The sequence below is a fragment of the Streptomyces sp. CNP082 genome (assembly GCF_059570535.1).
Window position 1 is genome coordinate 18,508 of record NZ_JCANSZ010000036.1, and the last position, 24,611, is coordinate 43,118.

Genomic DNA, 24,611 nt, shown 5'->3' on the forward strand with positions numbered 1-24,611 from the left:
CCCGGGATCTCCACGTCCGCCCTGGCAGATGCGATGCTGGAGCGGGAGCGCGGCACGGGGACCAAGGGGGAACAAGGGGGTAGCGATGCCTGGCTGGAAGGAGCTGCCGGAGGAACTCGACCCGCAGATACGGGACTTCGCCGCCCACCTGCGCCGCCTGGTCGACCGCAGCGGGCTGACCGTCTCGGAGGTCGCGGACCGCACCGGGTACAGCAGGTCGTCGTGGGAACGCTACCTGGGCGGGCGGCTGATGCCGCCGTGGGAGTCGGTGGCCGCGTTCGCGGAGGTGACCGGGGCGCGGCAGGAGCGGCTCATGGTCGAGTGGGGCGCGGCGGACCGCGCCTGGAGCCGGGCGGAGCGGCGGAACGAGGCGGCGCTGCAGGCCCTGCGGGCGGCGGAGCCGGGCCCGGACGACGCCCCCGCGCCGGAGCCGGGCCCCCGTACCCCCGCTGCGCCCGCCTCCGGAATCCCCGCCGACCCGCCCGCGCCCCCGCGGAAGAGCCGGCCGCTGCGCCGTGCGCTCCTCGCCGGCCTCGTCACGCTGCTCCTCACGGGCAGCGGTGCCGGCGCCGTCTACGTCGGCCACGGCCTGATCGCCGACCCCGGCGCCGAGAAGCAGCAGGGGCAGCGCGACGGCCGGTCGTCCGGTTCGGGCCCGGCCGGCTCGGCGTCCGCTTCCGACCCCGGCTCCGACCCCGGCTCCGGCTCCGGCTCCGGCTCCGACGCGCCGTCCGCGTCAGGGGAACTGCCCGAGGGCGTGGAGTGCCAGGGCGCCGACTGCACGGGCAAGGACCCCGACGAGATGGGCTGCGGCGGCGACTTCGCCCGTACGACCACGGACACGACCATCGGCGACATGCTCCTGGAGATCCGCTACAGCGAGCCCTGCAAGGCGGCGTGGGCCCGTATCACCGCCGCGGAGCCCGGCTCGACCGTGACCGCCCTCGCCGAACCCCCGGGCGGGAAACCCGTCCGCGAGGACTCGTCGGCCGGCACCAGCGAGGGCTACACGGCGATGGTCGTCGCGGAGGACCTGGACGCGGTACGGGCCTGCGCGGCGCTGCCCGACGGCACGGCGGCCTGCACCAAGGGCACGCTGCCGCCGTAACCCGGCAGGCCCCGCCATGACCTGGCCCACACCGGCCGCCCTCCGGCACTCCGTGCCAGTCGGATAGATTGACCCCCGGGGGCACGGCTGCCCTTGGCCGCCCGGGCCCCGCCAGCCCGTACGTCGCGCCCCCTCATCGGAGAGATCACCATGACCCGCACTCCCGACAGCCCCGTCACCGTCACCGTCACCGGCGCGGCCGGGCAGATCGGCTACGCGCTGCTCTTCCGCATCGCCTCCGGCCAGCTCCTCGGCCCGGACGTACCGGTCAAGCTGCGGCTGCTGGAGATCACCCCGGCCCTCGGCGCCGCCGAGGGCACCGCGATGGAACTCGACGACTGCGCGTTCCCGCTGCTGCGCGGCATCGACATCAGCGACGACCCGAACGTCGCCTTCGACGGCGCCAACGCCGCGCTGCTCGTCGGCGCCCGCCCGCGCACCAAGGGCATGGAGCGCGGCGACCTGCTGGAGGCCAACGGCGGCATCTTCAAGCCGCAGGGCAAGGCCATCAACGACCACGCCGCGGACGACATCAAGGTCCTGGTCGTCGGCAACCCCGCCAACACCAACGCGCTCATCGCCCGCGCCGCCGCGCCGGACGTGCCGGCCGAGCGGTTCACCGCGATGACCCGCCTCGACCACAACCGCGCGCTGTCGCAGCTCGCGAAGAAGACGGGCGCCGCGGTCGGCGACATCAAGAAGCTCACCATCTGGGGCAACCACTCGGCGACCCAGTACCCGGACGTCTTCCACGCCGAGATCGCCGGGAAGAACGCCGCCGAGGTCGTGAACGACGAGAAGTGGCTGGCCGACGAGTTCATCCCGACCGTCGCCAAGCGCGGCGCGGCCATCATCGAGGCGCGCGGCGCCTCGTCGGCGGCGTCGGCGGCCAACGCCGCGGTGGACCACGTGTACTCGTGGGTCAACGGCACCGCGCAGGGCGACTGGGTGTCCATGGGCATCCCGTCGGACGGTTCGTACGGCGTGCCCGGGGGCCTGATCTCGTCGTACCCGGTGACCTGCGCGGACGGTGCGTACGAGATCGTGCAGGGGCTGGAGATCAACGAGTTCTCGCGGACCCGTATCGACGCCTCCGTGAAGGAACTGGCCGAAGAGCGCGAGGCGGTGCGCGCCCTCGGGCTGGTCTGAGCATCCACGATTCCTGCTGCCGCGGCGGGTCCTCCTCGGGGAGGGCCCGCCGCGGTGGTGTGTGCGGGACAGCGCACCGCGGTACCACAGTCGGGCCGTCCGACCAGCCGGGGTGACCGGAATCGACACTTCCTCGACATTCGCATGTGACGCTCGGCTCATGAAGAGTTACGCTCTGTTCTCAAGTAGAGCGGACTCAGGGGGACGAGTTGTCGCAAACTGACGATCTTTCGACGGCGGCCGTGCCGCGGCCCGCCGCGCCGCCGGTGACCAACGGCAGCCCGGCGGCTCAGCACAGCGAGGCCACCCGGCTGCTGTGCGCCGGGACCTACCTCGACCCGGAGTTCCGGCGCCGGATACTGCAGGAGCTGGTCGAGCACGGGGAGCGCGCCGCCGCGCCGTCGCTGGGCATCGACGCCGTCACCGTGCTGGCGCACGCCCTGCGGGCCCGCGGCCGGGAGGCGCTGACGGGGTTGTGGGTGCTCGTGGTCTGGGCCGCGTTCGTCCTCGTCGACACGAAGCTGACCGACAGCGGGATGTTCACGGGCCTGTGGGCGCTCGCGTACGCCGTACCGTACGTCCTGCTGTGGATCGCGGCCGTGGTCGGGGGCCGCAGCGGGCTCGACGTCTTCGGCGCCGGCCCGCGCGCCGTCACCACCACCGGGCGCGACGCCGCCGGGCGGCGGTGGCTCTGGCGGCTGCGCGTCCGGCTGGTGCTGCGCATCGTGGCCTATCTGCAGATGGTCGTCTACTGGTACGTCGCCCTCCGCATGCTCCCGGAGGGCACGTGGCCGGCGGTGGTCTTCCCGCTGCTGCTGGTGTGGCCGGTGTGGGCGCACCGGAGCCGGGTCGAGAAGACCGCGCGTGACGAGTTGTCCCGCGCCGCGTTCCCCGGGACCGCCCCGCCCAACCTGGCGGATGCGTACCACGGAACCGCCGTGGCGGTCGCCCAGGAGCAGTACTCGCGGCTGACCGTCTACGACTTCGAGCGCCCGTTCGTCGGCTACGGCATCCCGCACGAACCCTGGTCGCTGGCCGTGGAACTGAAGCGGCGCCCGGGCGGACCCGCCGGCGAGCAACTGACCAGCCGCAGGGTCGTCGAGCTGATCCTGCCGCGGCTCGCCGCCCTGCGCCAGGCGACCGCCGCCAGCAGCCGGGACCGGCTGAAGGACCTGGAGGTCGCCCACCTCGTCTACCTCCCGCCGCCCCCGCAGCGTGCCGACGTCGACCGCGACGACGCCAGCGTCGACCGGCACGTCGGCGGTTCCGTCGACGAGGGCGGCGAGGCCCGCCGCTACTTCCTGCGCATCCGGGTCGGCGCGTGGTCGGAGCAGGTCGTGGTGACGATCCTGGTGCGGGTGCACACGCAGGGCGGGATGCTCGTGCTGGAGGTCGTGCCGCACGTACTGCCGCCGGTCCGGCCGGAGTTCCGCGAGGTCGACCGCCTCGCGGCCCGCAGCGGCGGCGCGCGGACCCTCGTCCGGGCGCTGCTGACCGCGCCGACCTCGTCGATCGCGGCGGTCGCCGCCATGGGCGACGCCCTGGCGTCGGTGCTCCGCGCGTGGCTGTCCGACGCGGCCCGGCTGCCGGGGGAGGGGCCGGCGGCGTCGGTGCGGGAGCTGGGGGCGACGCCGGATGTCTCGCTGTTCCAGCAGATGGACGTGAGCCGGTATGTGAAGACGGTCCGTGACCGCATCGCGAGCGGGGTGACGGAGGCGCTGCGGGAGAGCGGGTACGAGACCGGGGAGTTCGAGCAGTACATCGTCAACGTAAACGAGGGCGGGGTGTACATCGGCGCGATGAGCGGCGGTGCGGTGGCGTCGGGCCAGGGGGCGACGGCGACGGCTTCGGGGCGGAGCGGCGGGGGAGGAGGCGCGGGGTCGTGAGGGGCGGGGCGGGGTGGTGAGCGGTGCGGCGGAGGACGGCCGGGAGAGGCGGGGGCTGGGCGTGAGCGGGCGGGACGACGAGGCGGTGCGGGGCGAGGACGAGGGCGCGGTGCGGGGCACGGAGGGCGGCGTAGGGGACGGGGAGTGCGGTGGGCCGGATCCGGTGGCACCGGGGCCGCTGCCGGGAGTGCCGGAGCCGGTCTCGGGGGAGCCGCCGGGGCTGCCGGAGCCGGTCCCGCCGGTGCCGGGGGAGCCGCCGGAGCTGTCGGTGCCGGGGGTGGCGGGGGTGCCGCCGATGCCGGCCGGGCCGCCCGCGGTGCCGGGTGAGGTACGGGCCGGGGGCGCGCACGGCACGCGCGGCGCGCAGGGCGCGCCGGAGGTGCCCGGCCCGGCAACTCCGGCCGTGCCACCGGCCGTTCCGGCGCCGGCGGAGCCGGCGCCCGGGGCCGGGGCGCCGGGCGGGGTGCAGGTCGGGGCCCTGAGCGGGGGTGCGGTGGCCGCGGGGCCGGGGGCCCGTGCGGAGGACCGCAGCCGCCGGCCGGCCACGGCGCCGGACGCGAATGTGCCGGGGTTCCCAGAGGCGTCGGGGGCATCGGGAGCGCCGTCGGCGCCGGGCGCTCCACCTCCCGCGATGCCGCCGCCCTTGCCCGGAGGGATCAGTATCGGCACGATGTCGGGCGGCGCCGCGGCCCAGGGGCCGCAGGCGCGGGCCGTCGACTCCTCGGTACGGTTCTGCGTGCCGGCGGACGCCGAGGCACTGGCGGCGAGTCTCCGCGCGCTGCGCGCCGATTTGCTCGCGCAGCCGCCCTCGGAGACGGCCGTCGCCGACGAGCAGGAGCTGATCGAGTTGGAGAGCGAGGCGCGGGCCGGCCGCGGGGACCGTACCCGGCTGGAACGGCTTCGGGACCGGCTGGAGTTGGGCCAGATCGCCGCCACGGGCAGCGCCGCCGCGGCGGCAGCGGTGGAGTCGATCGGCCGGTTGCTCGGCTGAGAGCCGGGCGGGGGGACAGGGAGAGGAACATGGGCAGCGGCGGGTCGTACTGGGACGAGGATGCGCAGCAGTGGCTGCGGGGACCGGCGGTCCCCCCGCCCCCGACCACACCCCCGCCCCCGCCGGAACCCCCCGCGTCCCCGGCCCCGTTGCCGGACGGTCCCGCGGAGAACGGGATCCGTGATGCCGTACCCGGCGAGGCGCCCGCGCAGGAGGGGAACCAGCCGGCCGGAGACGGCACTTCTGCCGGTGCCCCGGCTTCCCCGCAGCCCACGGAGGACGGGGCGGATGACGCGGTGGAGGACGAGGCGGAGGACACCGCGGGCGAACCGGCCGGTGGCCGGGCTCCGACGGCGGCGGTCCGGTCCGGGCATGAAGAGGGCGCCGAACCCGTTCGGGACCCGGCGGACCCGCCGGTTGATCAGCCCGCCGCGGGCGGAACGGCCGGTGTCCGCGCTGCCGCACCGGTCGAGCAGGGTCCGGACCGACCCGCCGCAGCCGCGGACCGCAAGGCCGGTGCCGGTGAAGGCGACGCGGCTGACGACCCGGCCGCGTCCCCGGCGGACGGCACTCCGGGCCTCGTGTCCGACGCGGCGGTTCTACCGCCGGAGGACCGGGCCCCGGAGGACAAGGTCCCCGGTCCGGTGGACGTGCCTCCGGGTGACCTCGCCGTAGACGGCGTCACCGACGCCGTGCCGGACGAGCACGCTGACGCGACGGCTGGGAAAGCGGACGAGGGGTCGGCGGGATCCGGTGCTGACGAGGCCACGGAGGCCGCGCCGGCGCGGGAGTGGTGGGAGAACCTGGTCAGGGAGCGGTCGTCGGCCGGCCGCGACCGGGCCGCGGAAGCGGGGACCGGCTGGGACGCGGAAGCGGAGGCCGACCGGGCCGCGGACACCGGATCCGACGGGGGCGCGGCAACCGCAGCCGACCGGGCCGTGGAAGCCGGGTCCGAGGCACCGCCGCTCCTCGACACACCCGGCGGGTCGGCGGGCCCCGGCGCCGGGCCGCCGCCGCCCACGGCGCCGGCCGGGCCACCGCCCCCCACGGCGCCCGACTGGTCGACGGCCCCGGGCCCTTCGCCGTCTCCGACCGCACCCGACTGGCCGGCGGAGTCCGGCGCCGCCGCACCGACGTCCACCGCTCCGTCGTCTGCCCCGCCGCCGCCCGCCCCGCCGCCGCCCGCCGCGCCGCCGTCCGCCCCGCCGCCCACCGCGGCCGACTGGCCGGGAGGACCGGGGGCGGTGCCTCCCGCGCCTCCCGCCACCGCACTCGACCCGGGTGCGGAGCGCGGGTCCGGGGCGGTGGCTCCGGCGGCCGATCTGCCGACGCAGTCCGCCGCCCCGCCGCCGGGCCGCGCCTACCCGGCGGCGCACGGACAGGCGCACGGCCCGGGGCACGGCGCCGCGTACGACCACTACGCCGCCCCCTACACCCCGTACCCCGGCTTCGAACTCGGCGTCGAGTCCGAGCGCCCGCCGCGGCGCCGCGGGGTCGTCGCGGCGGTGGTGGGGCTCGCCGTGATCGTCGCCAGCGGGCTCGCCGCCGGCGGCTGGCTGCTGTTCGGCGGCGACGACGACGGAGAGCAGAGGGCGAAGCCGCAGGGCAGCGCCGCGGCGAAGCCCGAGTCCCCGGGGGAGGACCGCTCCCCGTCGTCCGGGCCGCCGTCACCGTCGTCCTCGGAACCCGCCGTACCGCCCGGCTACACCCTCGCCGTCGAGGACGGCTACTCGCTCGCCGTCCCCGAGGACTGGCAGCGGCGCGCCGACGGCGTGTCCGTGTTCTTCCAAGAGCCGCTCGCGGGAGGCGCGTTCATCCAGGTCTACGAGGTGACCGAGCAGGTCACTCCGTATGAGGCGGTGCAGATAATCGAGCGCACCAAGGAGAGCGCCGAAGGCTACCGGCGCAACGACCTGGCGGATCTGGGCAACGCCGCGGAGTACGACTACACGTACACCGACGAGCAACTCGGCCCGCGCCGTGTCCTGCTGCACGACCGGGAAACCGGGGACGGCAGGATGTACGCGCTGCTGGTGTCGGGCCCGGAGGCGGACTGGCCGCGGCAGCGGGAGGTCGTCGACGAGATGACGGAGTCGTTCTGCACGGACGCCGACTGCGCGGAGCCGGGCGTGGGCTGAGGCCGGCGACGGGCTGAGGCGGGCGCGCGCTCCTCAGCCCGTCGCCCGCAGCTCCTTCGCCAGCTCCCGTACCCCCGTCAGCGTCCTCTCCAGCAACCCGCCGCCGAACGTGATCCTGCTCGCCCCCTGCCTCCCCAGCTCGCTCGGCGCCGGGCCGTCCGGTACCGCCAGGGCGTTGACCGGCAGGCCGATCTCGTCCGCCAGCAGCCGCAGGTGCTTCGGCGGCGCCAGGATCGGGTACACGCCGTCGGCGCCCGCCGCCGCGTACCGCCGGCCCCGTGCCACCGCCTCCGCCGGGTCCGCCACCCCGCGGACGAAGGTGTCCACGCGGGCGTTGAGGAACAGCCGGTCGCCCGCCTCCGCCCGTACCTCCGCGAGGAAGTCCGCCTGTTCCGCCGCGTCCCGCAGGGTCTTGCCGGGGTGCACCGTGTCCTCCAGGTTGCAGCCCACCACCCCCGCCGCCAGCAGCCGTTCGACAAGTTCGCGCGGCGCCAGGCCGTACCCCGCCTCCACGTCCGCCGAGACCGGCACGTCCACGGCGCGGGCGATCCGGGTGATCGCCGCGAACATCTCGTCCACGGGCGTGGCCTCACCGTCTCCGTAGCCCAGGGCCTTCGCGATGCCCGCGCTCGGCGTGGCCAGGGCCGGGAAGCCCGCGTCGGCGAAGACGCGGGCGCTCGCCGCGTCCCACGGGCCGGGCAGCACCAGCGGGTCGGACGCCTGTCTGCCGTGGTGCAGGGCCCGGAACTCCGCCACGCCCCCGCCGGTCACGCCCCCGCCGGTCACGTTCCCGTTGCCCGTCACGCGTCCGCCCCCTGCTTCTCGTACTGACCCGGCTGGTAGTGCCCGGCCTCCGCCCTGCTCGTCACGCACCACCGGTTCCACGCGTTGATCACCGTCAGCACCCCGATCAGCCGCGCCAGCTCCTGCTCCTCGAAGTGCCGCGCCGCCCGCTCGTACACCGCATCCGGTACGAACCCGTCCGTCAGCACCGTCACCGCCTCGGTCAGCGCCAGCGCCGCCTGCTCCTTCTCCGTGTACAGGTGCGGCACCTCCTCCCAGGCGTTCAGCAGGTACAGCCGCTGCTCCGTCTCGCCGGCCGCGCGCGCGTCCTTGGAGTGCATGTCGATGCAGTACGCGCAGTGGTTGATCTGGGAGGCCCGGAGCTTCACCAGCTCGAAGACGACCGGATCGAGGCCCTTCCTGGCCGCCACCTCCATCCTGACCAGGGCACGGTGGACGTCGGGCAGAAGTGCGGAGAGATCGAGACGCTGTGTCATGCTCCCCACGCTAGACCTCGGCAGCCCAGGTATATGGTCCATTTCCATGGCGGATTCCTGGGCCACTTCAACGGTGCTGCGAGACTTCCACCGCTCCCTCGACCTGCACGTCGACGTGCGCGCCGGCACCCGCGGCGCCGGCGCCGCGCTGATCCGGTCGCTGCGCGACGCGGTGCGCACGGGCCGGCTGGTGCCCGGCACCCGGCTGCCGTCGTCCCGGGCGCTCGCCGCCGACCTGGGCGTGGCGCGCAACACGGTCGCCGACGCGTACGCCGAGCTGGTCGCCGAGGGCTGGCTGACCGCCCGGCAGGGCTCCGGCACCCGCGTCGCCGCCCGCAGCGAGCCGCGCCGGGCGCGGTCGCGGGCGCGGGCCACGGCGGCGGAGCCGCCGCCGCACCCGCTCGACCGCCCGGCGACCTACAACCTCCTGCCCGGCGCCCCCGACGCCGCCCGCTTCCCCCGCGCCGCGTGGGCCGCCGCCGCGCGGCGGGCGCTGACGGCGGCGCCTTCGGCGGCGTTCGGGCACCAGGGGCCCGGCGGGCGGGTGGAGCTGCGGCGCGCGCTGGCCGGGTATCTGGCGCGGGCACGCGGGGTGTACGCGGAGCCGGAGCGGATCGTGGTGTGCGCCGGGTTCACCGGCGGGCTGCGGCTGCTGGCGGAGGTGCTGCGGGGCGAGGGCGCCCGGCGGGTCGCGGTCGAGCCGTACGGTCTTGGGCTGCACCGCCGCCTCCTCGCCGACGCCGGGCTGCGCACGGTGCCGCTGCCGTACGACGACGAGGGCATCGCCACCGCCGCACTGCCCGCGACCGGTGCGGGTGCCGTCCTCCTCACCCCGGCGCACCAGTTCCCCATCGGCGTCCCCCTCGCCCCGGAGCGGCGCGCGGCGGCCGTCGACTGGGCGCGGGCGACGGGCGGGGTGGTGCTGGAGGACGACTACGACGGCGAGTTCCGCTACGACCGGCAGCCGGTGGGGGCGCTCCAGTCGCTCGACCCGGAGCACGTCGCGCACCTGGGCACGGTCAGCAAGAGCCTGTCGCCCGCGCTGCGACTGGGCTGGATGGTGCTGCCGGAGCGGCTGTTGCGCGGGGTGCACGAGGTGCAGGCGCTGAGCCGTACGCCGCCGGGGGTGGTGGATCAGCTCACGCTCGCGGAGTTCCTCGACTCCGGCGGCTACGACCGGCACGTCCGCGCGGCCCGCCAGCGCTACCGCCGCCGCCGCGACCGCCTCGTCGCCGAGCTGGCCCGGAGCGCGCCCCGGGTGACGGTGACCGGGATCGCGGCGGGCCTGCACGCCGTCGTACGGCTCCCGCCGGGGACCGAGGGGCGGGTGCTGGCGCGGGCTGCGCGGGAGGGTCTTGCGGTGGCCCGGCTGGGTGCGTACGAGTACGGCAGCGCGGCGTGGGAGGAGGGCGGTGATTTCGCGGCACCGGCCCCGGCGGGGGAGACGGCGGGGGCGCAGGGGGAGGCGCTGGTGGTGGGGTACGGCATGCCGCCGGACCACCTGTATCCGGGGGCGCTGGCGGCGCTGTGCCGGGTGCTGGCGGCGGAGACGTAAGGCGTGCGGGGCCACGCGGGCGGAGAGCACCGGCCCCCCGCCCCTCATGCGCCCGCCCCCCGTGCGCCCGACCCGCTCACGCCCGGGGCGACGCCAGCCGCACCACCGTGATGTCCGACGGCGCCCCCACCCGCACCGGCGGCCCCCACGCCCCCGCGCCGCGGGTGACGTACAACTGCGTGTCCCCGTACCGCTCAAGACCCGCCAGCGTCGGGTTCGACGCGGCGGCGAGGTAGGAGACCGGCCACATCTGCCCGCCGTGGGTGTGGCCGGACAACTGCAGGTCGACGCCGTGGTCCACCGCGTCGTGGATCACGACCGGCTGGTGGGCCAGCAGCACCGAGGCGCGGGAGGTGTCGCGGTCGCCGAGGGCGCGCGCGAAGTCGGGGGCCTTGCCGACGTCCTCGCCGGAGACGTCGTTGACGCCGGCGAGGTCGAAGCCGGGCAGCTCGGTGCGGGCGTTCTCCAGCGGGTGCAGGCCCAGTTCGCGGAGGTGGTCGAGCCACTCGGCGGTGCCGTCGGCGCCCATGAAGTACTCGTGGTTGCCGGTGACGAAGTACGAGCCGTCCGGTGCCGCCAACTGCCCCAGCGGCTCCGCGGCCGTCCCGAGGTGGTCGACGCTGCCGTCGACGAGGTCGCCGACGACGGCGACGAGGTCGGGGCGCTGGGCGTTGATGGTGTCGACGATCCGCTGGGTGTGGCCGCGGCCGAGGACGGGGCCGAGGTGGATGTCGCTGACGACGGCGATGCGGTAGCCGTCGGCGGACGCGGGCAGCTTCGCCAGCGGGACGGTGACGTTCTTCACCCGGGGCGCGCGGCCGAGCACGCCGTACGCCCCGTACGCGGTGGTCCCGGCGGCGACGGCGGTGGCGCCTATCGCGACGGTACGGGCGACGAAGAGCCGCCGCGACACGTCCGCGGCGGCCCCGGGGCCCGCGCCGCCGGGGCGGTCGGCGCTGCCGGGGTGGTCGTCCGGGGCCGCGCGCTCCGCGGTATCACCGGCCTCCTGCGCCCCGCCCGAACCGCCGGAGCCTCCCGTTCCACCGGACCCCGGCACGCCGCCGGATCCCGCCGCACGCCCGCCGTCCACGAGCCCGGTGACCGGCTCCAGCCGCAGCGGTGCCGTCGTCCCCGTACCGCCACCGCCCGCGACCAGCTCGCCGTCCGCCGCCTCCGTCGCCGCTACCTGCTGCGCGAGGGCGGCGACGGCCGCCTCGCGCTCCGTCCCGCCGTCAGCCGCGGCGCCCGCGGCGCCTTCCGCCCGGCCCCGCGCCCGCCGCTCCAGCACCCGCAGCAGCACCGGCCGCACCGCCTCGCCCACCGCCAGCGCCAGCAGCAGATACAGCAGCACCGCCAGCCACATCAGCCCCGGCCACCCCAGCGTCCGCTGCACCGCCATCGGCGCCCCGGCCCGCTCCGAGGCCACCGCCGAGAACGTCAGCAGCGGCATCAGCACGACCGCGGGCGTCGCCAGCCGCCGCGGCCAGCCGCCGCGCCGCATGGTGTCGCGGACCAGCCGCCGCCACACGTACCAGTGCGCCCCGGCGACGAGCAGCACCATCCCGATCGCGATCGGCACGAACACCACGGCCCCTACCTCCCGGCCCCGGCCGCCGCCGCGCGCACGTCCCCGTCCGCGCCCGCGGTCCCGCTCCCGTCAGCGGGCTCGTCGCTCCCGTGAGGGTCCGCCGCGCCGCCGCCGGCCCGCCGCGCCGCCCGTACGCCCCGCAACCCCAGCCACCCGATCGCCGTCCCCAGCGCGAAGGACGTCACGGCCAGCGTGAGGTGGACCCAGAAGTACCCGGTGGGGTCCCCGTTCTCGAAGGCCAGCCCGCTGGAGTCCTTCCACAGGTTGCGAACAAACGAGATCCAGACGAACCAGGACCACCCGCCGAAGGCGAGCAGAAACCAGGATGCGCGGCGTGAGAGGTGCATGCGCCTAGCCTCGCACCCCTGCGCGCGCGGCGGCGTCCGGGGCTCCGTGAGCCCCACGAGCCCCCGGCCGCGAACGGGGCGCGAAGGCTCCCCGGCGTACGGCCGTGCCCCGATCTCTCCTGGATACGGGCATGCGGGGGCGGTGGCGCGACGGATTTCTCGGCCCCGGGCATATGCCCGGGGGCTGGAATCCGGTCAGGAGGGTACGGCGTCGCAGCCGGGGCGGCCGGCGGGCGGGCGCGCCCCGAACCGGTGGCTGAGGTTCCGTATGCGATTCCAGTCAGGGATCCCACATCGCCGCTGCTGGCACCGTGTCACCCGGTGCCGCGGGCGGCGGACCGCCGGCCGGGGATCATGACGCGGCGGCTCGGCCGGGGAGCCGCGCCACGGGCGGCGTGCGGCCGGTCCGGGGGCGTGCGGGGAACCGGTCTTTCTCGGCCGTAGCTCGGCCTGCGGCGATTCACCGTGCAAAGCGCGGGTACGGCTTCGTCGAAGTGACCCCTCGGGGGTCAGGAAAGGGGATCGACACGCTATGCGGACGGGTACGAACCCTCGGAGCCCCCACCCTGAACAGCACTCCGACGCGCCTTCTGTGCACATGATGTCCCTCCTGCTCGGCTCGCTGTCGACGCAGCTGATCGCCGCATGCGCGGAACTCGGCGTGGCCGACGTGATGAGCGACCAGCCGCGCACCGCCGAGGAACTGGCACACGACACCGGCGCCCATCCCGACGCGCTCTACCGCGCGTTGCGGGCACTGGCGAGCATCGGGGTCTTCTCCGAGGTGGCTCCCCGGAGCTTCGCTCTCAACCCGCTGGGCGCGACGTTGCGCAGCGGCGAGGACGGGTCGCTGCGGGAGCTGGCGCGGTCGCTGAGCCGGCCCGAGAGGGAGCACTCGTACGCCGGTCTTGCACACACGCTGCGCACCGGCGACCCCGCCTTCGACCACGTCTTCGACACCGACCTGTGGTCGCACTTCTCCGCCAACCCGGACGCGTCGCGGGCGTTCAACTCCGGTATGGCGGACGTCTCCCGCGCCTTCCACGCCCCCGCGCTGCACAGCTACGACCTCTCCGGCGTGGGGTGCCTGGTGGACGTCGGCGGCGGCAACGGTGCCCTGACCGCGGCGACCGTCGCCCGGTACCCGGACATGCGCGCCGTCATCTACGACCAGCCGCACGTCCTGGACGCCGCGCGCCCCGCGCTGGACAGGGCCGGGGTCCAGGACCGGGTCCAGCTCGTCGGCGGCAACTTCTTCGAGTCCGTGCCCACCGGCGGGGACGCCTACCTGCTGTCCTGGATCCTCTGCGACTGGGACGACGACGACGCGGTCTCCATCCTCACCCAGATCCGCAAGGCCATGCACGCCGAGAGCAGGCTCCTCGTCCTGGGCGCGGTGCTGCCCGAGGACGGCGGCGCGGACATGGGCAAGTGGCTGGACATCATGGGGCTCGCCCTGCGCGGCCGGGAGCGTACCGAGGCCGAGTTCACCACCCTTTTCGAGGCTGCCGGACTGCGCCTGGTCGAGGTCCGGGCGACGCCCTACCCGACCAGCGTCGTCGTCGTGGCCCCTGCCGAGTAGACCGCGTGCGGGCGGGCGGGCCCGGGCGACCGGGCCCCGCCCCGGGCCGCTCGCCCCGCAGGCCGCGTGCACGCCCGCCGGGCGGCTGCCCCGCGGTCACCCCGTACCCGGGCGCACCGCCCGGCCCGTACCGCCCGGCCCGTACCGCGGCCGGGAAGGGCTCACTGCTTGCTGCGGTCGATGCGCGCTGCCTCGATAGGCTCACCGTCCGCTGTCCACAGGCGCGCTGTCTTGTCGTCCGCGCCGGTGGCGAGGATCGTGCCGTCAGGGCTGAACGCCGCACCCCAGATCTCGTTCTTGTGGCCGGTGAGGGTGGCCCGGTTATTGCGTGTCCCGACGTCCCACAGGCGGGCCGTCTTGTCCCGGCTGCCGGTGGCCAGCGTCTTGCCGTCGGGGCTGAACGCCATGGAGACGACCCCGTCCTTGGGGCCGGTGAGGGTGGCCTTGCGCGTGCCTGAGCGGACGTCCCACAGGCGCACGGTGTCGTCGTCGGCGCCGGTGGCCAGGGTCTCGCCGTCGGGGCTGAACACCACGGACCGGACTTCGCCGTCGTGGCCTTCGAGGACGGCCCTCTGGTCCTGCGTCTCGACGTTCCACAGCCGCGCTGTCGCGTCCGCGCTGCCGGTGGCCAGGAGGGTGCCGTCCGGACTGAACGTCAGGGTGGCGACCTGGTCTTCGTGGCCGGAGAGGGTGGCTATGAGAGTGCGCGTCGCGACCTCCCACAGGCGGACCTTGGTGCCGTTGCCGCTGGTGGCCAGGGTCTTGCCGTCCGGACTGAACGCCAGCGCCCAGACCCCTTCCTTATTGCCGGCGGCGAGGGCTTCGCCCGCCTGCTTGCGCTTGTCCACATCCCACAGGCGCACGGTCTCGCCGTCGCTCTTGCCCGTGGCGAGCGTCTTGCCGTCCTGGGTGAGCGCCATGGCCGCTGTCGTGTCGGGCGACGCGAAGGTCGCCGTGATTTCGGCTTTCTTCACATCCCATAGCTGTACGTCCCCCTCTTCGCTGACGATGACCAGCGTGTCACCGTCGGGATGAAACGCGATGCCCGCGACCCCCTTGGGGACGGGGAGCGTTTCCGCGGTCCTGACGACGATCTTGCTCGGGGGGTCGTCTTTCAGGCCGAGGACCGCGGCCGTGGCGCCTCCCCCGCCGACGAGGACCGCGGCGCCGAGGCCGATGAGGACCCGGCGGCGGGTCAGTTTCCTGGGCGGTTGCGGTGGTCGGGTGGCGGAGGGCTGCACGCCGTAACCGGTCGGCGGTCCGAAGCCGGGCGCGGCGCCGGCGTTGTGGGGCGGGTGCACGGCGGGCCCGTAGCCGTACATGCCGGGGGCGGGCTGCGCGGTTCCCGTCGTCCCGGTCCCCGGCGCGGGTGCCGCGGTGGTGTGCTGCGTGGCGGGTGCCGGTGCCGTGTACGTGGACTGCGCGTTGTACGCCGGCTGGTAGCCCGTGGGCGGCGGCGGTGGGGGTACGTCGTAGCGCCGCGCGATGTCCGCGGTGATCGCCTCGGGGAGCCAGTTTCCGGTGCGTTGCAGCATGCCGCCTTCGGAGGCCGCCCGGCACAGGGCGATGACCTCGGCGGGGGTGGGCCGCCCGGCGGGATCCTTGGTCAGGCACCGGTGCAGCAGGGGCATCAGGGCCCCGGGGACGCCGGCCAGATCCGGTGCCTCGTGCACGATCCGGTACAGCACGCCGTGCGACGCGCCTTCCCCGAACGCGGGTATGCCCTTCGCCGCGAACGTGACGAGCTGGCCCAGCGAGAAGATGTCGGTCGCCGGGCCGATGTCCCTGTTCAGCGTCTGCTCGGGGGACATGAAGGGAGGCGTGCCCACGGCCATCCCGGTGCTCGTGAGGGACGTCGCGTCGGTGGCCCGCGCGATGCCGAAGTCGATGACGCGCGGGCCGTCCGTCGCCAGCAGCACGTTGGACGCCTTCAGATCACGGTGCACGATGCCTTCCCCGTGCACCGCCTGGAGCGCCTCGGCCACTCCCGCCGCCAGTAGCAGGACGGAAGGGACGGGGAGCGTGCCGTGCCGGGCGACCGCCTCCGCGAGGGTGGGGCCCTGGACGAAGGCCGTGGCGAGCCAGAGCGGGGCGGTGTCGATCTCGCTGTCGATCACGGGCGCGGTGTACAGGCCGTGCACCCGCCGGGCGGCGGCCACCTCCTGGCGGAAGCGGCGCCGGAACTCCGGGTCGTTCGCCAGCTCCGGGCGGATCGCCTTGATGGCGACAGGCCGCCCGGCCAGGGTGTGGGAGAGGAAGACCGCGCCCATGCCGCCCGCACCGAGCCGTGCCGTGAGGACGTAGTCCCCCAGTTGTGCGGGGTCGTCCGCCTGCAGTGGCTGGAAGACCGAGCCCTGCGCACGCGCACCCGGGTCCGCTTCCTGTTGGGCCATACCGCCGGCTCCCCCTGGGTCGTCAACTCCACTGCTGTGCCGTGCGCGTGAGATCCTAACGGTCGAACATGTGGCCACGGGGCCACACCTCCTACCCGTACGACATGTGCCCGAAACGCGCTGCCCGTAACGGACCGGCCGGGGGCCGGGGGAAAACCGGTGGCAGGCCCGGCCCGCCCCGCACGAAGATCGGCGCATGGCCGCCTTCCTGGAGACCGACCGCCTCACCCTGCGCCCGTTCACGGCGGCCGACGCCGACGACCTCGTCGCCCTGGACGGCGATCCCGAGGTCATGCGCTACCTCAACGGCGGCCGTCCCACCAGCCGCGAGGAGGTCGAAGCGCGGGTCCTGCCGCGGCTGATGCACGACTACCCCTGGGGCACCCGCGGGTACTGGGCCGCGCAGGAGAAGAGCACCGGCGCCTTCCTGGGCTGGTTCGAGTTCCGGCCGCTGGCGGCGGACAGCCCCGCCGCCGTCGAACTCGGCTACCGGCTGAACCGGGCCGCCTGGGGCCGCGGTTACGCCACCGAAGGCTCCCGGGCGCTGATCCGCAACCCGCGAGGTGCCGGCCGGCCCGCGGGGCCTCACGGACTCGTCCGGGGGCGCTCCTCGGCCAACTAGCGCACCTCGGTGTCCACATCGATGGCGACTCCAGGTAGGTTCGCGACGTGCCGACATCTCATGTGACTATCCGCGGCGCCGCGCTCGCCGCCGCCGCCACGCTCCTGTCGCTCGGGGGTATCGCGCCCGCCGCGGCCCAGGACGACAAGCCGCGGCCGCCCGACCAGATGTCGAACGTCGGGGGCACCCTCCTCGGCCAGCCCGGCACCCACGTCGATCTCGGCACCGGCGCCCCCGAACTGCCCAAGAAGCTCACGGGCCGGTCCTGGGTCGTCGCCGACGCCGAGAGCGGCGCGGTGCTGGCCGCGCACAACGCGCACTGGAAGCTGCCCCCCGCCAGCACCCTGAAGATGCTCTTCGCGGAGACCCTGCTGCCCCTGTTCAACAAGGAGGAGAAGCACAAGGTCGCCGCCGAGGAACTGGAGGGCATGGGCGAGGGCAGCAGCCTCGTCGGCATCAAGGAGAACCTCACCTACACCGTCCGCGAGCTGTGGCTCGGGGTCTTCCTCCGGTCCGGCAACGACGCCGTGCACGTGCTGTCCCACATGAACGGCGGCGTCGACGCCACGGTGCAGGCCATGAACGACCGGGCGCGCGAGCTGGGCGCCGAGGACACGCACGTGGTCAGCCCCGACGGGTACGACGAGAAGGGGCAGACCTCCAGCGCGTACGACCTCACGCTCTTCGCCCGCGCCGGGATGCAGAACCCGGACTTCCGCGCGTACGCCGCCACCCCCCGGGCGAAGTTCCCCGGCGGGAAGACCGGGAAGGGCAAGCGCGAGTACTTCGAGATCCAGAACACCAACCGGCTGCTCACCGGCGATGTCGACGTGGACGTCTACAAGGGCATCGCCGGCATCAAGAACGGCAACACCACCAACGCCGGCGCCACCTTCACCGGCGTCGCCGAGCGCGACGGACGGGTGCTCCTCGTCACCGTCATGCACCCCGACGAGAACGAGTCCAACGCCGTCTACAAGGAGGCCGGCGAGCTGCTGGACTGGGGCTTCAAGGCGGCGCCCGTCGTGCAGCCGGTCGGCGAGCTCGTACCGCCGGAGGGCATGCGCGAGGAGGACGGCGCCGGCAAGGGCGCCGGCGAGGACTCGGGCAAGAACGCCGACGGCACCCAGGGCTCCGGCGAGCAGCCGTCCGCGTCCGACGGTGCCGGGACCGCCGCCGCGGACGACGAGGAGGAGGGCGGCGTCGGCACGGCGCTGGCCATCACGATCGGCTCAGTCGCGCTCCTCGCGATCGTCGCCTACGTCATCCACCGCCGCTGGCCGCTCCCCGACCTCGTCGGGCGCGGCCGTCCAAGCGGCGCAATAGAGCAGGAGGCGGGCCATGAAGTTGATCCAGACGACGAGCGCGACGGGGACGCCGAAGGCGCCGTAGATGCTCCTGCCGGCGATGCCGGCGAAGTACCCGCTGAGAAGAAGCTTGAGTAGCTCGAAGCCCACCGCCCCCGCGAGCGCCGCCTCCACCACCCGCCGCCGCGGCGGGTGCACTCCTGGCAGCCGCGTCAGGACGTAGCCGAGCAGCAGGAACCCCGCGGTCACGGCGGCGGCGAACGCGGCCACCGCGAGCAGCACACCGCCGGGACCGCCGCCCTCGACGCCGAGCCCGCCGAGGACGGCGCCGGCGGCGGTCGTGGCCGTGACCGAGACGGTCAGTGAGATGAGCACCGTGCCGCCGAGGCCGAGCAGGATGAGGGCGTCCTTGCCCTTGCCGAGGAACATGTTCTCGGAGGTGTCCGCCCGGTCCCACACCGCACGCAGCGCGTCGCGCAGGACGCCGATCCAGTTGACGCCGGTGAACAGCAGCGCCGCCAGCGAGATCAGCCCCACCGTGCCGGCGTTCGCGAAGAGGCCGCCGAGGTCGAGCCGGTCGGAGATGCCGGGCACCTGCTTGGTGATCCACCGCTCGACGTCCTTGCGCCGGTCGTCGCTGAGCGCCGCGGCGGAGACCGCGGCAGCGCTGGTGAGCAGCGGGAAGAGGGCGACGAAGCTGCTGAACGTCACGGCCCCGGCGAGCCGGCTCCAGTGCCGGTCCTGGAGGTAGTCGAAGACCCGGTACGCGCGCGTCCGCAGCAGGCGGGCGGCGTACCGGCCGACAACGGGCAACCTGGTCAGCCACTCCACGCTGCGCTCCCGCCGTTGTCAGCCCGGCGAGGGCGCCGGTTCGGAGCGCGTCTGCGCCGGCACCTCCAGCGCCGCCTCACCGCCGAAGCGGAACTCCCGCACCAGCCGCCACACGCCCTCCGCGTCCTGCTCGTACAGCGAGAACCCGGCCACCGACCACGCCGCCTCGAAGTCCGCCAGCTCCGCCGCCGCCCGGTCCATCGCCGCCTCGCCGATGTCGTGGGCGATCGTCACATGCGGGTGGTACGGGAACAGCAGCTCCCTGGCCAGCGGCCCGGAGGCGTCCCGGACCATCTTCTGCAGCCAGGAGCAGGCCGCCGCCCCCTCCACCACCTGCACGAAGACCACCGGCGTCAGCGGCCGGAACGTGTCCGTACCGCTCAGCCGCATCGGGAAGGGCACCCCGCATTCGGCGATCTGCGCCAGGTGCCGCTCGATCCGCGGCAGCGCCCCGGCGTCGGCCGCGGTCGGCGGCAGCAGCGTGATGTGCGTGGGGATGCCGTGGGCCGCGGTGTCGCCGAAGCCGATCCGGCGCTGCTGGAGCAGGCTGCCGTACGGCTCCGGGACGGCGATCGATACCCCGATCGTCACGGTCCCCACAGGCGTCTCCTTCACGGGCCCTCAGTGCTTGGCGGGCAGGAAGCCCACCTTGTCATATGCCTCGGCAAGTGTCTCCGCCGCGACCGCACGCGCCTTCTCCGCGCCCTTGGCCAGCAGCGAGTCCAGCGTCTCCGGGTCGTCCAGGTACTCCTGCGTGCGGGAGCGGAAGGGCGTCACCCACTCGGTCACCACCTCGGCCAGCTCGGTCTTGAGCGCACCGTAGCCCTTGCCGGTGTACTTCTGCTCCAGTTCGCCGATGGCGGTGCCGGTGAGCGTCGAGTAGATGGTGAGCAGGTTGCTGACGCCGGGCTTGGCCTCCGGGTCGTAGCGGATCTCGGTGCCCGTGTCCGTCACCGCGCTCCTGATCTTCTTCGCGGAGGACTTCGGCTCGTCGAGGAGGTTGAGCAGGCCCTTGGGCGAGGACGCGGACTTGCTCATCTTCACCGTCGGGTCCTGCAGGTCGTAGATCCGGGCGGTCTCCTTGAGGATGTACGGCGCCGGGACGGTGAACGTCCGCCCGTAGCGGGTGTTGAAGCGCTCGGCGAGGTCGCGGGTCAGCTCGATGTGCTGGCGCTGGTCCTCGCCCACGGGGACGGCGTCGGCCTGGTAGAGCAGGATGTCGGCGATCTGCAGGACCGGGTACGTGAAGAGGCCGACGGTGGTGTTGGCGGAGCCCTGCTTGGCGGCCTTGTCCTTGAACTGCGTCATACGGGACGCCTCGCCGAAGCCGGTCAGGCAGTTCATCACCCAGCCGAGCTGGGCGTGCTCGGGCACATGGCTCTGCACGAACAGGGTGCACCGCTCCGGGTCGAGACCGGCGGCGAGAAGCTGTGCGGCGGCCAGGCGCGTGCTGGCGCGCAGCTCCTTCGGGTCCTGGGGGACCGTGATCGCGTGCAGGTCCACCACCATGTAGAACGCGTCGTGCGTGTCCTGGAGGTCCACCCACTGGCGGACGGCGCCGAGGTAGTTGCCGAGGTGGAACGAGCCGGCGGTGGGCTGGATGCCGGAGAGCACGCGGGGGCGATGGGTCGGGGCTGCCATGCGGCTCATTCTCTCAGGTGCGGAACGCGTTTCGGCCCGGCGGTGTAGGCAGGGTGCGGCGGCCCTGGGCGGGGGCCGGGGAGGGGCCCGGGAGGGGCGGCGATCAGGCCGGGGGAAGGGGTGGCGATCAGCGGGGACGGTGCGGGTGAGGCGCGACTGATCGCGCGCGTGCGTGGTGGGGAGACCGAGGCGTACGCGGACTTGGTGCGCGCGCACGCGGAGACCGCGTACCGGCTCGCGCTGCTGCTGGGGGCGGGTGCGGAGGCTGAAGACGTGGTGCAGAACGCCTTTATCAAGGCATACAGGGCGCTGGGCGGCTTCCGCGACGGGGCTTCGTTCCGGCCGTGGCTGCTGCGGATCGTGGCCAATGAGACCAAGAACACAGTGCGCTCTGCGGTACGGCGACGGGCGGCGAACGAGCGCGCGGGGGCGTTGGCGGGTGGGGTGGCGGAGGGCGGTCAGGGGGGTGGGGGTGCGGCTCGCGGCGGTGACGCTTTAGGTGGCGGGGGTGTGGCTGCGGCGGACCCGGTGGGAGTGGTGCTGGCGGCGGAGCGGCGGGAGGAGCTGCTGACGGCGGTGCGGGGGCTGCGGGAGCGGCACCGGGAGGTGGTCGTGCACCGGTACCTGCTGGACCTGGACGAGGCGGAGACGGCGGCGGCGCTGGGGGTGCCGCGGGGGACGGTGAAGTCGCGGCTGAGCCGGGCGCTGCGGGAGCTGGCGCGGGTGCTGGGGGAGCGGGACTCGGGGGCGGAGGGGGAGGGGGAGCGAGGTGGGTCCGGTGGGGCGTGAGCGGGAGGGGCCGGGGGGCCTGGAGGGCGTGGAGGGCTTGGAGGGCTTGGAGGAGGAGCTGCGGGCGCTGGGGCGGCCGGGGGTGGGGGACGGCGCGGGGCTGGGGGACGGCGGCGCGGAGTCGGCGCATGGCGGCACGGGGTTGGCCGGGGACGGTGCTGGGTCGGCCGGGGATGGCGCGGGGGCTGGGGGCCGTGGTGCGGGGCTGGGGGGTGTGGGTGCCGGTGGGGCCGGTGGCGTGGGGCGCCCGTCCGGGGGTGGTGTGGAGCGGGTCGTTGCCGGGGTGATGGCCCGCGTTGCGGGGGAGCCCGTGCCCGTTGCCGGGCGGCGGGTGCGGCTGCGGCGCTGGGCGCGGGCGCGGCGGCGGGTGCTGCTCGCCGGGCTCGCCGCGCTGCTGGCGGGGCTCGTGCTGGCTCCCCCCGTACGGGCCGGGGTGGCGTCGCTGTTCGACTTCGGCGGCGTCGCGGTACGGGTCACCCCGTCGGCGTCGCCGCCCGCCCCCGGCGCCGCCCCGTCCCCCGGCGCCGTCGCGGGCTGCGGCGCGCTGAGCCTCGACGCAGCCGCCCGCCGCGCCGGTTTCCGCCCGCCGGTGCCGCGCGAGCTGGGCCCCCCGGACGCGGCGGGCGTGTCGGCGGACGGCCGGATGGTGTCGCTGTGCTGGGCGGGCGGGGGCTCGGCGGCCGGGTCGGGGCCGGACGGGGACGTACGGCTGGACGCGTTCCGGGGCACCCTCGACCCCCTCGTCGGCAAGACGTCCTCCGTACCGCCGGAGTGGGAGCAGGTCGCCACCGGCACCGCCCTGTGGTTCCCCGAGCCGCACCGCCTGGAGCTGCTCCTCCACGAGCCGGGCGGCGGCGGCACGTACGAACGCACCGTCCGCACCGCAGGCCCCACCCTCCTCTGGCAGGGCCCCGACGGCCTGACCCTCCGGCTCGAAGGCGTACCCGGCAAGCCGCGGGCGCTGCGCATCGCCGGCTCCGCCTCCTGAGGCCGCCGGGTGCCGGGCGGAACCCGCCCGGCGGCGGCGGTGTACGGAGGGTGGAGCCCGGTTCGTACGGAGAGCGGGGCCCGGTTCGTATCACCGCCGGACACCGGCCGGAACGGAGCGACGACATGCGCAGACTCACCCACCGGCTCACCGCCGCTGCCGCCGGCACCGCCGCCGCGCTCGCCCTGGCCGTGGGCCTCGCCGGACCGGCTGCCGCGGGCGGCCCGACGAGCGCCCTGCTCGTCAACGGCGGCAGCGGCGACGCCGCCGCCCTGTACGCCACCGACCCCGGCTACGCCGCGCTCGACAAGGCCATCGGCGACACCGGCGAAGAGCTGGACCCGCTGCTCACCGACGCGGACCTCGGCGGCGCGGACGGCCGGCAGATCACGGTGACCTGGCTCCAGCACGACGTGCACGTGTGGCGCGTCGACACCCTGTACCCGGACGCGCGCGGCGGCGCGGTGGTGAGCCGGAGTGCCGGCGCGGACACGACGGCGGCGCAGACGTGGCGGCGGGTGGCGCACCCGGAGCGGCTGGGGTCGCTGCTCGACCGCTTGGGCGTGGCGGGGGAGCCGGAGGAGCAGCGCGGGTGGTACGTACCGCGCGAGTTCGGCACCGAGGGCGCCGCACCACCCGCCGGGGACTCCGGCACGGGCGGGGCGGCGGCAGCGGGCGAGGGCTCCGGCACCGCCTCCGCGGCGGATACGGACCAGGCCACCGCCCGCCGCACGACCGCGGACGCCGGCTCCGGCGCTGGCCCCGGCCCCGGTACGAACTGGTGGTGGACCCTGCCGGGCCTCGCCGCCGGCGCGCTCCTGGCCACCGCCGCATCCCGCCTGCGCCACCGCCGCCGGGTACCGCCCGCGGCCCCGGCCGGCCCCCACGGCGTACTCCTGGACCTGGACGACTGAGGACGCCGACCCGCCGTCAGGCGACCGGCAGCCCCGGGGCCGGGTACGACGCCATCAGCTCCGCCACCTCGCCCCTGATCAGCTTCAGCGCCACGTCCGCTTCCTCCCCGCCCGCCTTCGCCGCCGCGACCCCCCGGTCGATCCACTCCGCCACCTGCGCCATCTCCCCCGTCCCCAGCCCCCGCGACGTCAGCGACGGCGTCCCGAGCCGGATGCCCGACGGGTCGAACGGCTTGCGCGGGTCGTACGGGACGGTGTTGTAGTTGACCACCAGCCCCGCCCGGTCCAGCGCCTTCGCCGCCGGCTTCCCCGGCACCTCCTTGCCCGTGAGGTCGATGAGGATCAGGTGGTTGTCCGTCCCGCCCGAGACCAGCTCGAAGCCCCGCTCCGCGAGCTGTGCGGCCAGCGCCTGCGCGTTGGCGACCACGGAAGCCGCGTACTCCCGGAACGACGGCTGCGCCGCCTCGTGCAGCGCCACCGCGATGGCCGCCGTCGTGTGGTTGTGCGGCCCGCCCTGCAGCCCCGGGAAGACCGCGCGGTCGATCGCGCGCGCGTGTTCCGCGCGGGTCAGGATCATCGCCCCGCGCGGCCCGCGCAGCGTCTTGTGCGTGGTCGTCGTGATGACGTCCGCGTGCGGTACGGGCGAGGGGTGCGCGCCGCCGGCGATCAGCCCGGCGATGTGCGCCACGTCCGCGACCAGCACCGCGCCGACCTCGCGGGCGATCTCGCCGAAGGCCGCGAAGTCGATGGTCCGCGGGATGGCGGTGCCGCCGCACAGGATGATCTTCGGGCGTTCGGCGCGCGCCAGGTCCCGTACCTCGTCGAAGTCGATGCGCCCGTCCTCGCGCCGCACCGTGTACTGCACGCCGCGGAACCACTTGCCGGTCGCGGACACGCTCCACCCGTGGGTGAGGTGCCCGCCGTGCGGCAGGGACATGCCCATGACGGTGTCGCCGGGCTCGGCGAAGGCCAGGTAGGCGGCGAGGTTCGCGGGGGAGCCGGAGTACGGCTGCACGTTGGCGTGCTCGGTGCCGAAGAGCGCGTTGGCCCGGTCGGCGGCGAGGGTCTCGATGGGGTCGATGTTCTGCTGGCCCTCGTAGTAGCGCTTGCCGGGGTAGCCCTCGCTGTACTTGTTGGTCAGCACGGTGCCGGTGGCTTCCAGCACGGCGGCGGAGACGTAGTTCTCGCTGGGGATGAGCCGCAGCGTGTCGGCCTGGAGCTGCTCCTCGGCGGCGACGAGGGCGGCCAGCTCGGGGTCGGTACGGGCGAGGGCCGGGTGAGCGGCGGGGTGGCTGGCGCTGTGGTCGGCGGTGCGGTCGGACGTCATGGCATGTCCCTCCGGGTCGGCTCTGCGTCGGACCCGGGGCACCCAGGCGGGCGGCACCACTCGGCTGCTGCGGCGCGCGGCTTCCCCGTGGTCCGTTCCACGTTCGCCAGTCGCCGCACGTGCCTCCACTGTAGCCACTGGCCCCGCCGGAGGGGACCGCGCCGATGCGCAGGAG

The 24,611-nt window shown here is 75.1% G+C and carries 18 protein-coding genes, 3 pseudogenes and 1 riboswitch; of the genes and pseudogenes, 12 read left to right on the forward strand and 9 right to left on the reverse strand.

Annotated features, from left to right (window positions below; genetic code table 11):
• Positions 1 to 85: 85 nt before the first annotated feature.
• The 5 genes from B124_RS25145 (at position 86) to B124_RS25165 (ending at position 7,272) form a co-directional block, all read left to right on the forward strand.
• Positions 86 to 1,108 carry a helix-turn-helix domain-containing protein gene (locus B124_RS25145; RefSeq protein WP_496505224.1) on the forward strand — a complete coding sequence of 341 codons (1,023 nt, stop codon included), beginning with the start codon at positions 86 to 88 and terminating at the stop codon, positions 1,106 to 1,108.
• A gap of 150 nt (positions 1,109 to 1,258) precedes the next feature.
• Positions 1,259 to 2,257 (forward strand): malate dehydrogenase, encoded by a 999-nt coding sequence (locus B124_RS25150; RefSeq protein WP_496505225.1) that lies wholly within the window; start codon positions 1,259 to 1,261, stop codon positions 2,255 to 2,257.
• A 209-nt stretch (positions 2,258 to 2,466) separates the two neighbouring features.
• Positions 2,467 to 4,143, forward strand: a complete 1,677-nt coding sequence (locus tag B124_RS25155) for an AbeC-like domain-containing protein (RefSeq protein WP_496505226.1) — start codon at positions 2,467 to 2,469, stop codon at positions 4,141 to 4,143.
• Positions 4,144 to 4,159: 16 nt separating this feature from the next.
• Entirely contained in the window at positions 4,160 to 5,134 is a 975-nt protein-coding gene (locus B124_RS25160) for a hypothetical protein (protein WP_496505227.1), read from the forward strand.
• Between the two features lie 29 nt (positions 5,135 to 5,163).
• A complete protein-coding gene (locus tag B124_RS25165) occupies positions 5,164 to 7,272 on the forward strand; it encodes a serine/threonine kinase C-terminal domain-containing protein (protein WP_496505228.1) in 2,109 nt (702 codons plus the stop codon).
• A 33-nt stretch (positions 7,273 to 7,305) separates the two neighbouring features.
• Here the strand turns inward: B124_RS25165 and B124_RS25170 are convergent, their stop codons facing one another.
• Together B124_RS25170 and B124_RS25175 are read right to left on the reverse strand one after the other, a co-directional pair.
• Positions 7,306 to 8,076: an isocitrate lyase/PEP mutase family protein gene (locus B124_RS25170; RefSeq protein ID WP_496505229.1), complete on the reverse strand. Its 771-nt coding sequence runs from the start codon at positions 8,074 to 8,076 to the stop codon at positions 7,306 to 7,308.
• Positions 8,073 to 8,552 (reverse strand): carboxymuconolactone decarboxylase family protein, encoded by a 480-nt coding sequence (locus B124_RS25175; RefSeq protein ID WP_496505230.1) that lies wholly within the window; start codon positions 8,550 to 8,552, stop codon positions 8,073 to 8,075. Before B124_RS25175 ends, B124_RS25170 begins: the two co-directional genes overlap by 4 nt.
• Before the next feature lie 46 nt (positions 8,553 to 8,598).
• On the opposite strand from B124_RS25175, the gene pdxR reads away from it, so the two are divergent.
• Positions 8,599 to 10,107: a MocR-like pyridoxine biosynthesis transcription factor PdxR gene (gene pdxR, locus B124_RS25180; RefSeq protein WP_496505231.1), complete on the forward strand. Its 1,509-nt coding sequence runs from the start codon at positions 8,599 to 8,601 to the stop codon at positions 10,105 to 10,107.
• A gap of 76 nt (positions 10,108 to 10,183) precedes the next feature.
• Here pdxR and B124_RS25185 read toward each other — a convergent pair whose 3' ends face one another.
• Both B124_RS25185 and B124_RS25190 read right to left on the reverse strand, forming a co-directional pair.
• Positions 10,184 to 11,695, reverse strand: coding sequence for a metallophosphoesterase (locus B124_RS25185; RefSeq protein ID WP_496505232.1), 1,512 nt, complete (start codon positions 11,693 to 11,695; stop codon positions 10,184 to 10,186).
• A 119-nt stretch (positions 11,696 to 11,814) separates the two neighbouring features.
• A pseudogene (locus B124_RS25190) lies at positions 11,815 to 12,042 on the reverse strand (SCO4848 family membrane protein); the annotation flags it as partial.
• 598 nt (positions 12,043 to 12,640) lie between these two features.
• Here B124_RS25190 and B124_RS25195 point away from each other — a divergent pair.
• Entirely contained in the window at positions 12,641 to 13,624 is a 984-nt protein-coding gene (locus B124_RS25195; protein WP_496505233.1) for a methyltransferase, read from the forward strand.
• A gap of 161 nt (positions 13,625 to 13,785) precedes the next feature.
• Here the strand turns inward: B124_RS25195 and B124_RS25200 are convergent, their stop codons facing one another.
• On the reverse strand, positions 13,786 to 16,017 hold the full coding sequence (locus B124_RS25200; RefSeq protein ID WP_496505234.1) for a protein kinase domain-containing protein: 2,232 nt from the start codon (positions 16,015 to 16,017) through the stop codon (positions 13,786 to 13,788).
• Between the two features lie 196 nt (positions 16,018 to 16,213).
• On the opposite strand from B124_RS25200, the pseudogene B124_RS25205 reads away from it, so the two are divergent.
• A pseudogene (locus tag B124_RS25205) lies at positions 16,214 to 16,570 on the forward strand (GNAT family N-acetyltransferase); the annotation flags it as partial.
• A gap of 131 nt (positions 16,571 to 16,701) precedes the next feature.
• Positions 16,702 to 18,084: a D-alanyl-D-alanine carboxypeptidase family protein gene (locus B124_RS25210; RefSeq protein WP_496505263.1), complete on the forward strand. Its 1,383-nt coding sequence runs from the start codon at positions 16,702 to 16,704 to the stop codon at positions 18,082 to 18,084.
• On the opposite strand, the pseudogene B124_RS25215 reads toward B124_RS25210, so the two are convergent.
• The 3 genes and pseudogenes from B124_RS25215 to trpS all read right to left on the reverse strand — a co-directional run.
• Positions 17,992 to 18,777 (reverse strand): annotated as a pseudogene (locus tag B124_RS25215) (YihY/virulence factor BrkB family protein); the annotation flags it as partial. The gene B124_RS25210 and the pseudogene B124_RS25215 sit on opposite strands and share 93 nt — an antisense overlap.
• A gap of 18 nt (positions 18,778 to 18,795) precedes the next feature.
• Positions 18,796 to 19,377 (reverse strand): 2'-5' RNA ligase family protein, encoded by a 582-nt coding sequence (locus tag B124_RS25220; RefSeq protein ID WP_496505235.1) that lies wholly within the window; start codon positions 19,375 to 19,377, stop codon positions 18,796 to 18,798.
• A 21-nt stretch (positions 19,378 to 19,398) separates the two neighbouring features.
• A complete protein-coding gene (trpS, locus tag B124_RS25225; protein WP_496505236.1) occupies positions 19,399 to 20,418 on the reverse strand; it encodes a tryptophan--tRNA ligase in 1,020 nt (339 codons plus the stop codon).
• A gap of 156 nt (positions 20,419 to 20,574) precedes the next feature.
• On the opposite strand from trpS, the gene B124_RS25230 reads away from it, so the two are divergent.
• The 3 genes from B124_RS25230 to B124_RS25240 all read left to right on the forward strand — a co-directional run bounded on the left by B124_RS25230 (position 20,575) and on the right by B124_RS25240 (position 23,109).
• The gene (locus tag B124_RS25230; RefSeq protein WP_496505264.1) at positions 20,575 to 21,207 is read left to right on the forward strand and encodes an RNA polymerase sigma factor; all 633 of its coding nucleotides are present in this window, start codon (positions 20,575 to 20,577) and stop codon (positions 21,205 to 21,207) included.
• 310 nt (positions 21,208 to 21,517) lie between these two features.
• Positions 21,518 to 22,195 carry a hypothetical protein gene (locus B124_RS25235; RefSeq protein ID WP_496505237.1) on the forward strand — a complete coding sequence of 226 codons (678 nt, stop codon included), beginning with the start codon at positions 21,518 to 21,520 and terminating at the stop codon, positions 22,193 to 22,195.
• A 125-nt stretch (positions 22,196 to 22,320) separates the two neighbouring features.
• Positions 22,321 to 23,109 (forward strand): hypothetical protein, encoded by a 789-nt coding sequence (locus B124_RS25240; RefSeq protein ID WP_496505238.1) that lies wholly within the window; start codon positions 22,321 to 22,323, stop codon positions 23,107 to 23,109.
• A gap of 16 nt (positions 23,110 to 23,125) precedes the next feature.
• Here the strand turns inward: B124_RS25240 and glyA are convergent, their stop codons facing one another.
• Positions 23,126 to 24,436: a serine hydroxymethyltransferase gene (glyA, locus tag B124_RS25245; protein ID WP_496505239.1), complete on the reverse strand. Its 1,311-nt coding sequence runs from the start codon at positions 24,434 to 24,436 to the stop codon at positions 23,126 to 23,128.
• A 33-nt stretch (positions 24,437 to 24,469) separates the two neighbouring features.
• Positions 24,470 to 24,560, reverse strand: a riboswitch (ZMP/ZTP riboswitch).
• Between the last annotated feature and the right edge of the window lie 51 nt (positions 24,561 to 24,611).

Coding starts and splice junctions, on each gene's coding strand:
- B124_RS25145 (WP_496505224.1), top strand. CDS start 86: ATGCCTGGCTGGAAGGAGCTGCCGGAGGAACTCGACCCGCAGATACGG.
- glyA (WP_496505239.1), bottom strand. CDS start 24,436: ATGACGTCCGACCGCACCGCCGACCACAGCGCCAGCCACCCCGCCGCT.
- B124_RS25240 (WP_496505238.1), top strand. CDS start 22,321: ATGCGCAGACTCACCCACCGGCTCACCGCCGCTGCCGCCGGCACCGCC.
- B124_RS25195 (WP_496505233.1), top strand. CDS start 12,641: ATGATGTCCCTCCTGCTCGGCTCGCTGTCGACGCAGCTGATCGCCGCA.
- trpS (WP_496505236.1), bottom strand. CDS start 20,418: ATGGCAGCCCCGACCCATCGCCCCCGCGTGCTCTCCGGCATCCAGCCC.
- B124_RS25165 (WP_496505228.1), top strand. CDS start 5,164: ATGGGCAGCGGCGGGTCGTACTGGGACGAGGATGCGCAGCAGTGGCTG.
- B124_RS25175 (WP_496505230.1), bottom strand. CDS start 8,552: ATGACACAGCGTCTCGATCTCTCCGCACTTCTGCCCGACGTCCACCGT.
- pdxR (WP_496505231.1), top strand. CDS start 8,599: ATGGCGGATTCCTGGGCCACTTCAACGGTGCTGCGAGACTTCCACCGC.
- B124_RS25200 (WP_496505234.1), bottom strand. CDS start 16,017: ATGGCCCAACAGGAAGCGGACCCGGGTGCGCGTGCGCAGGGCTCGGTC.
- B124_RS25150 (WP_496505225.1), top strand. CDS start 1,259: ATGACCCGCACTCCCGACAGCCCCGTCACCGTCACCGTCACCGGCGCG.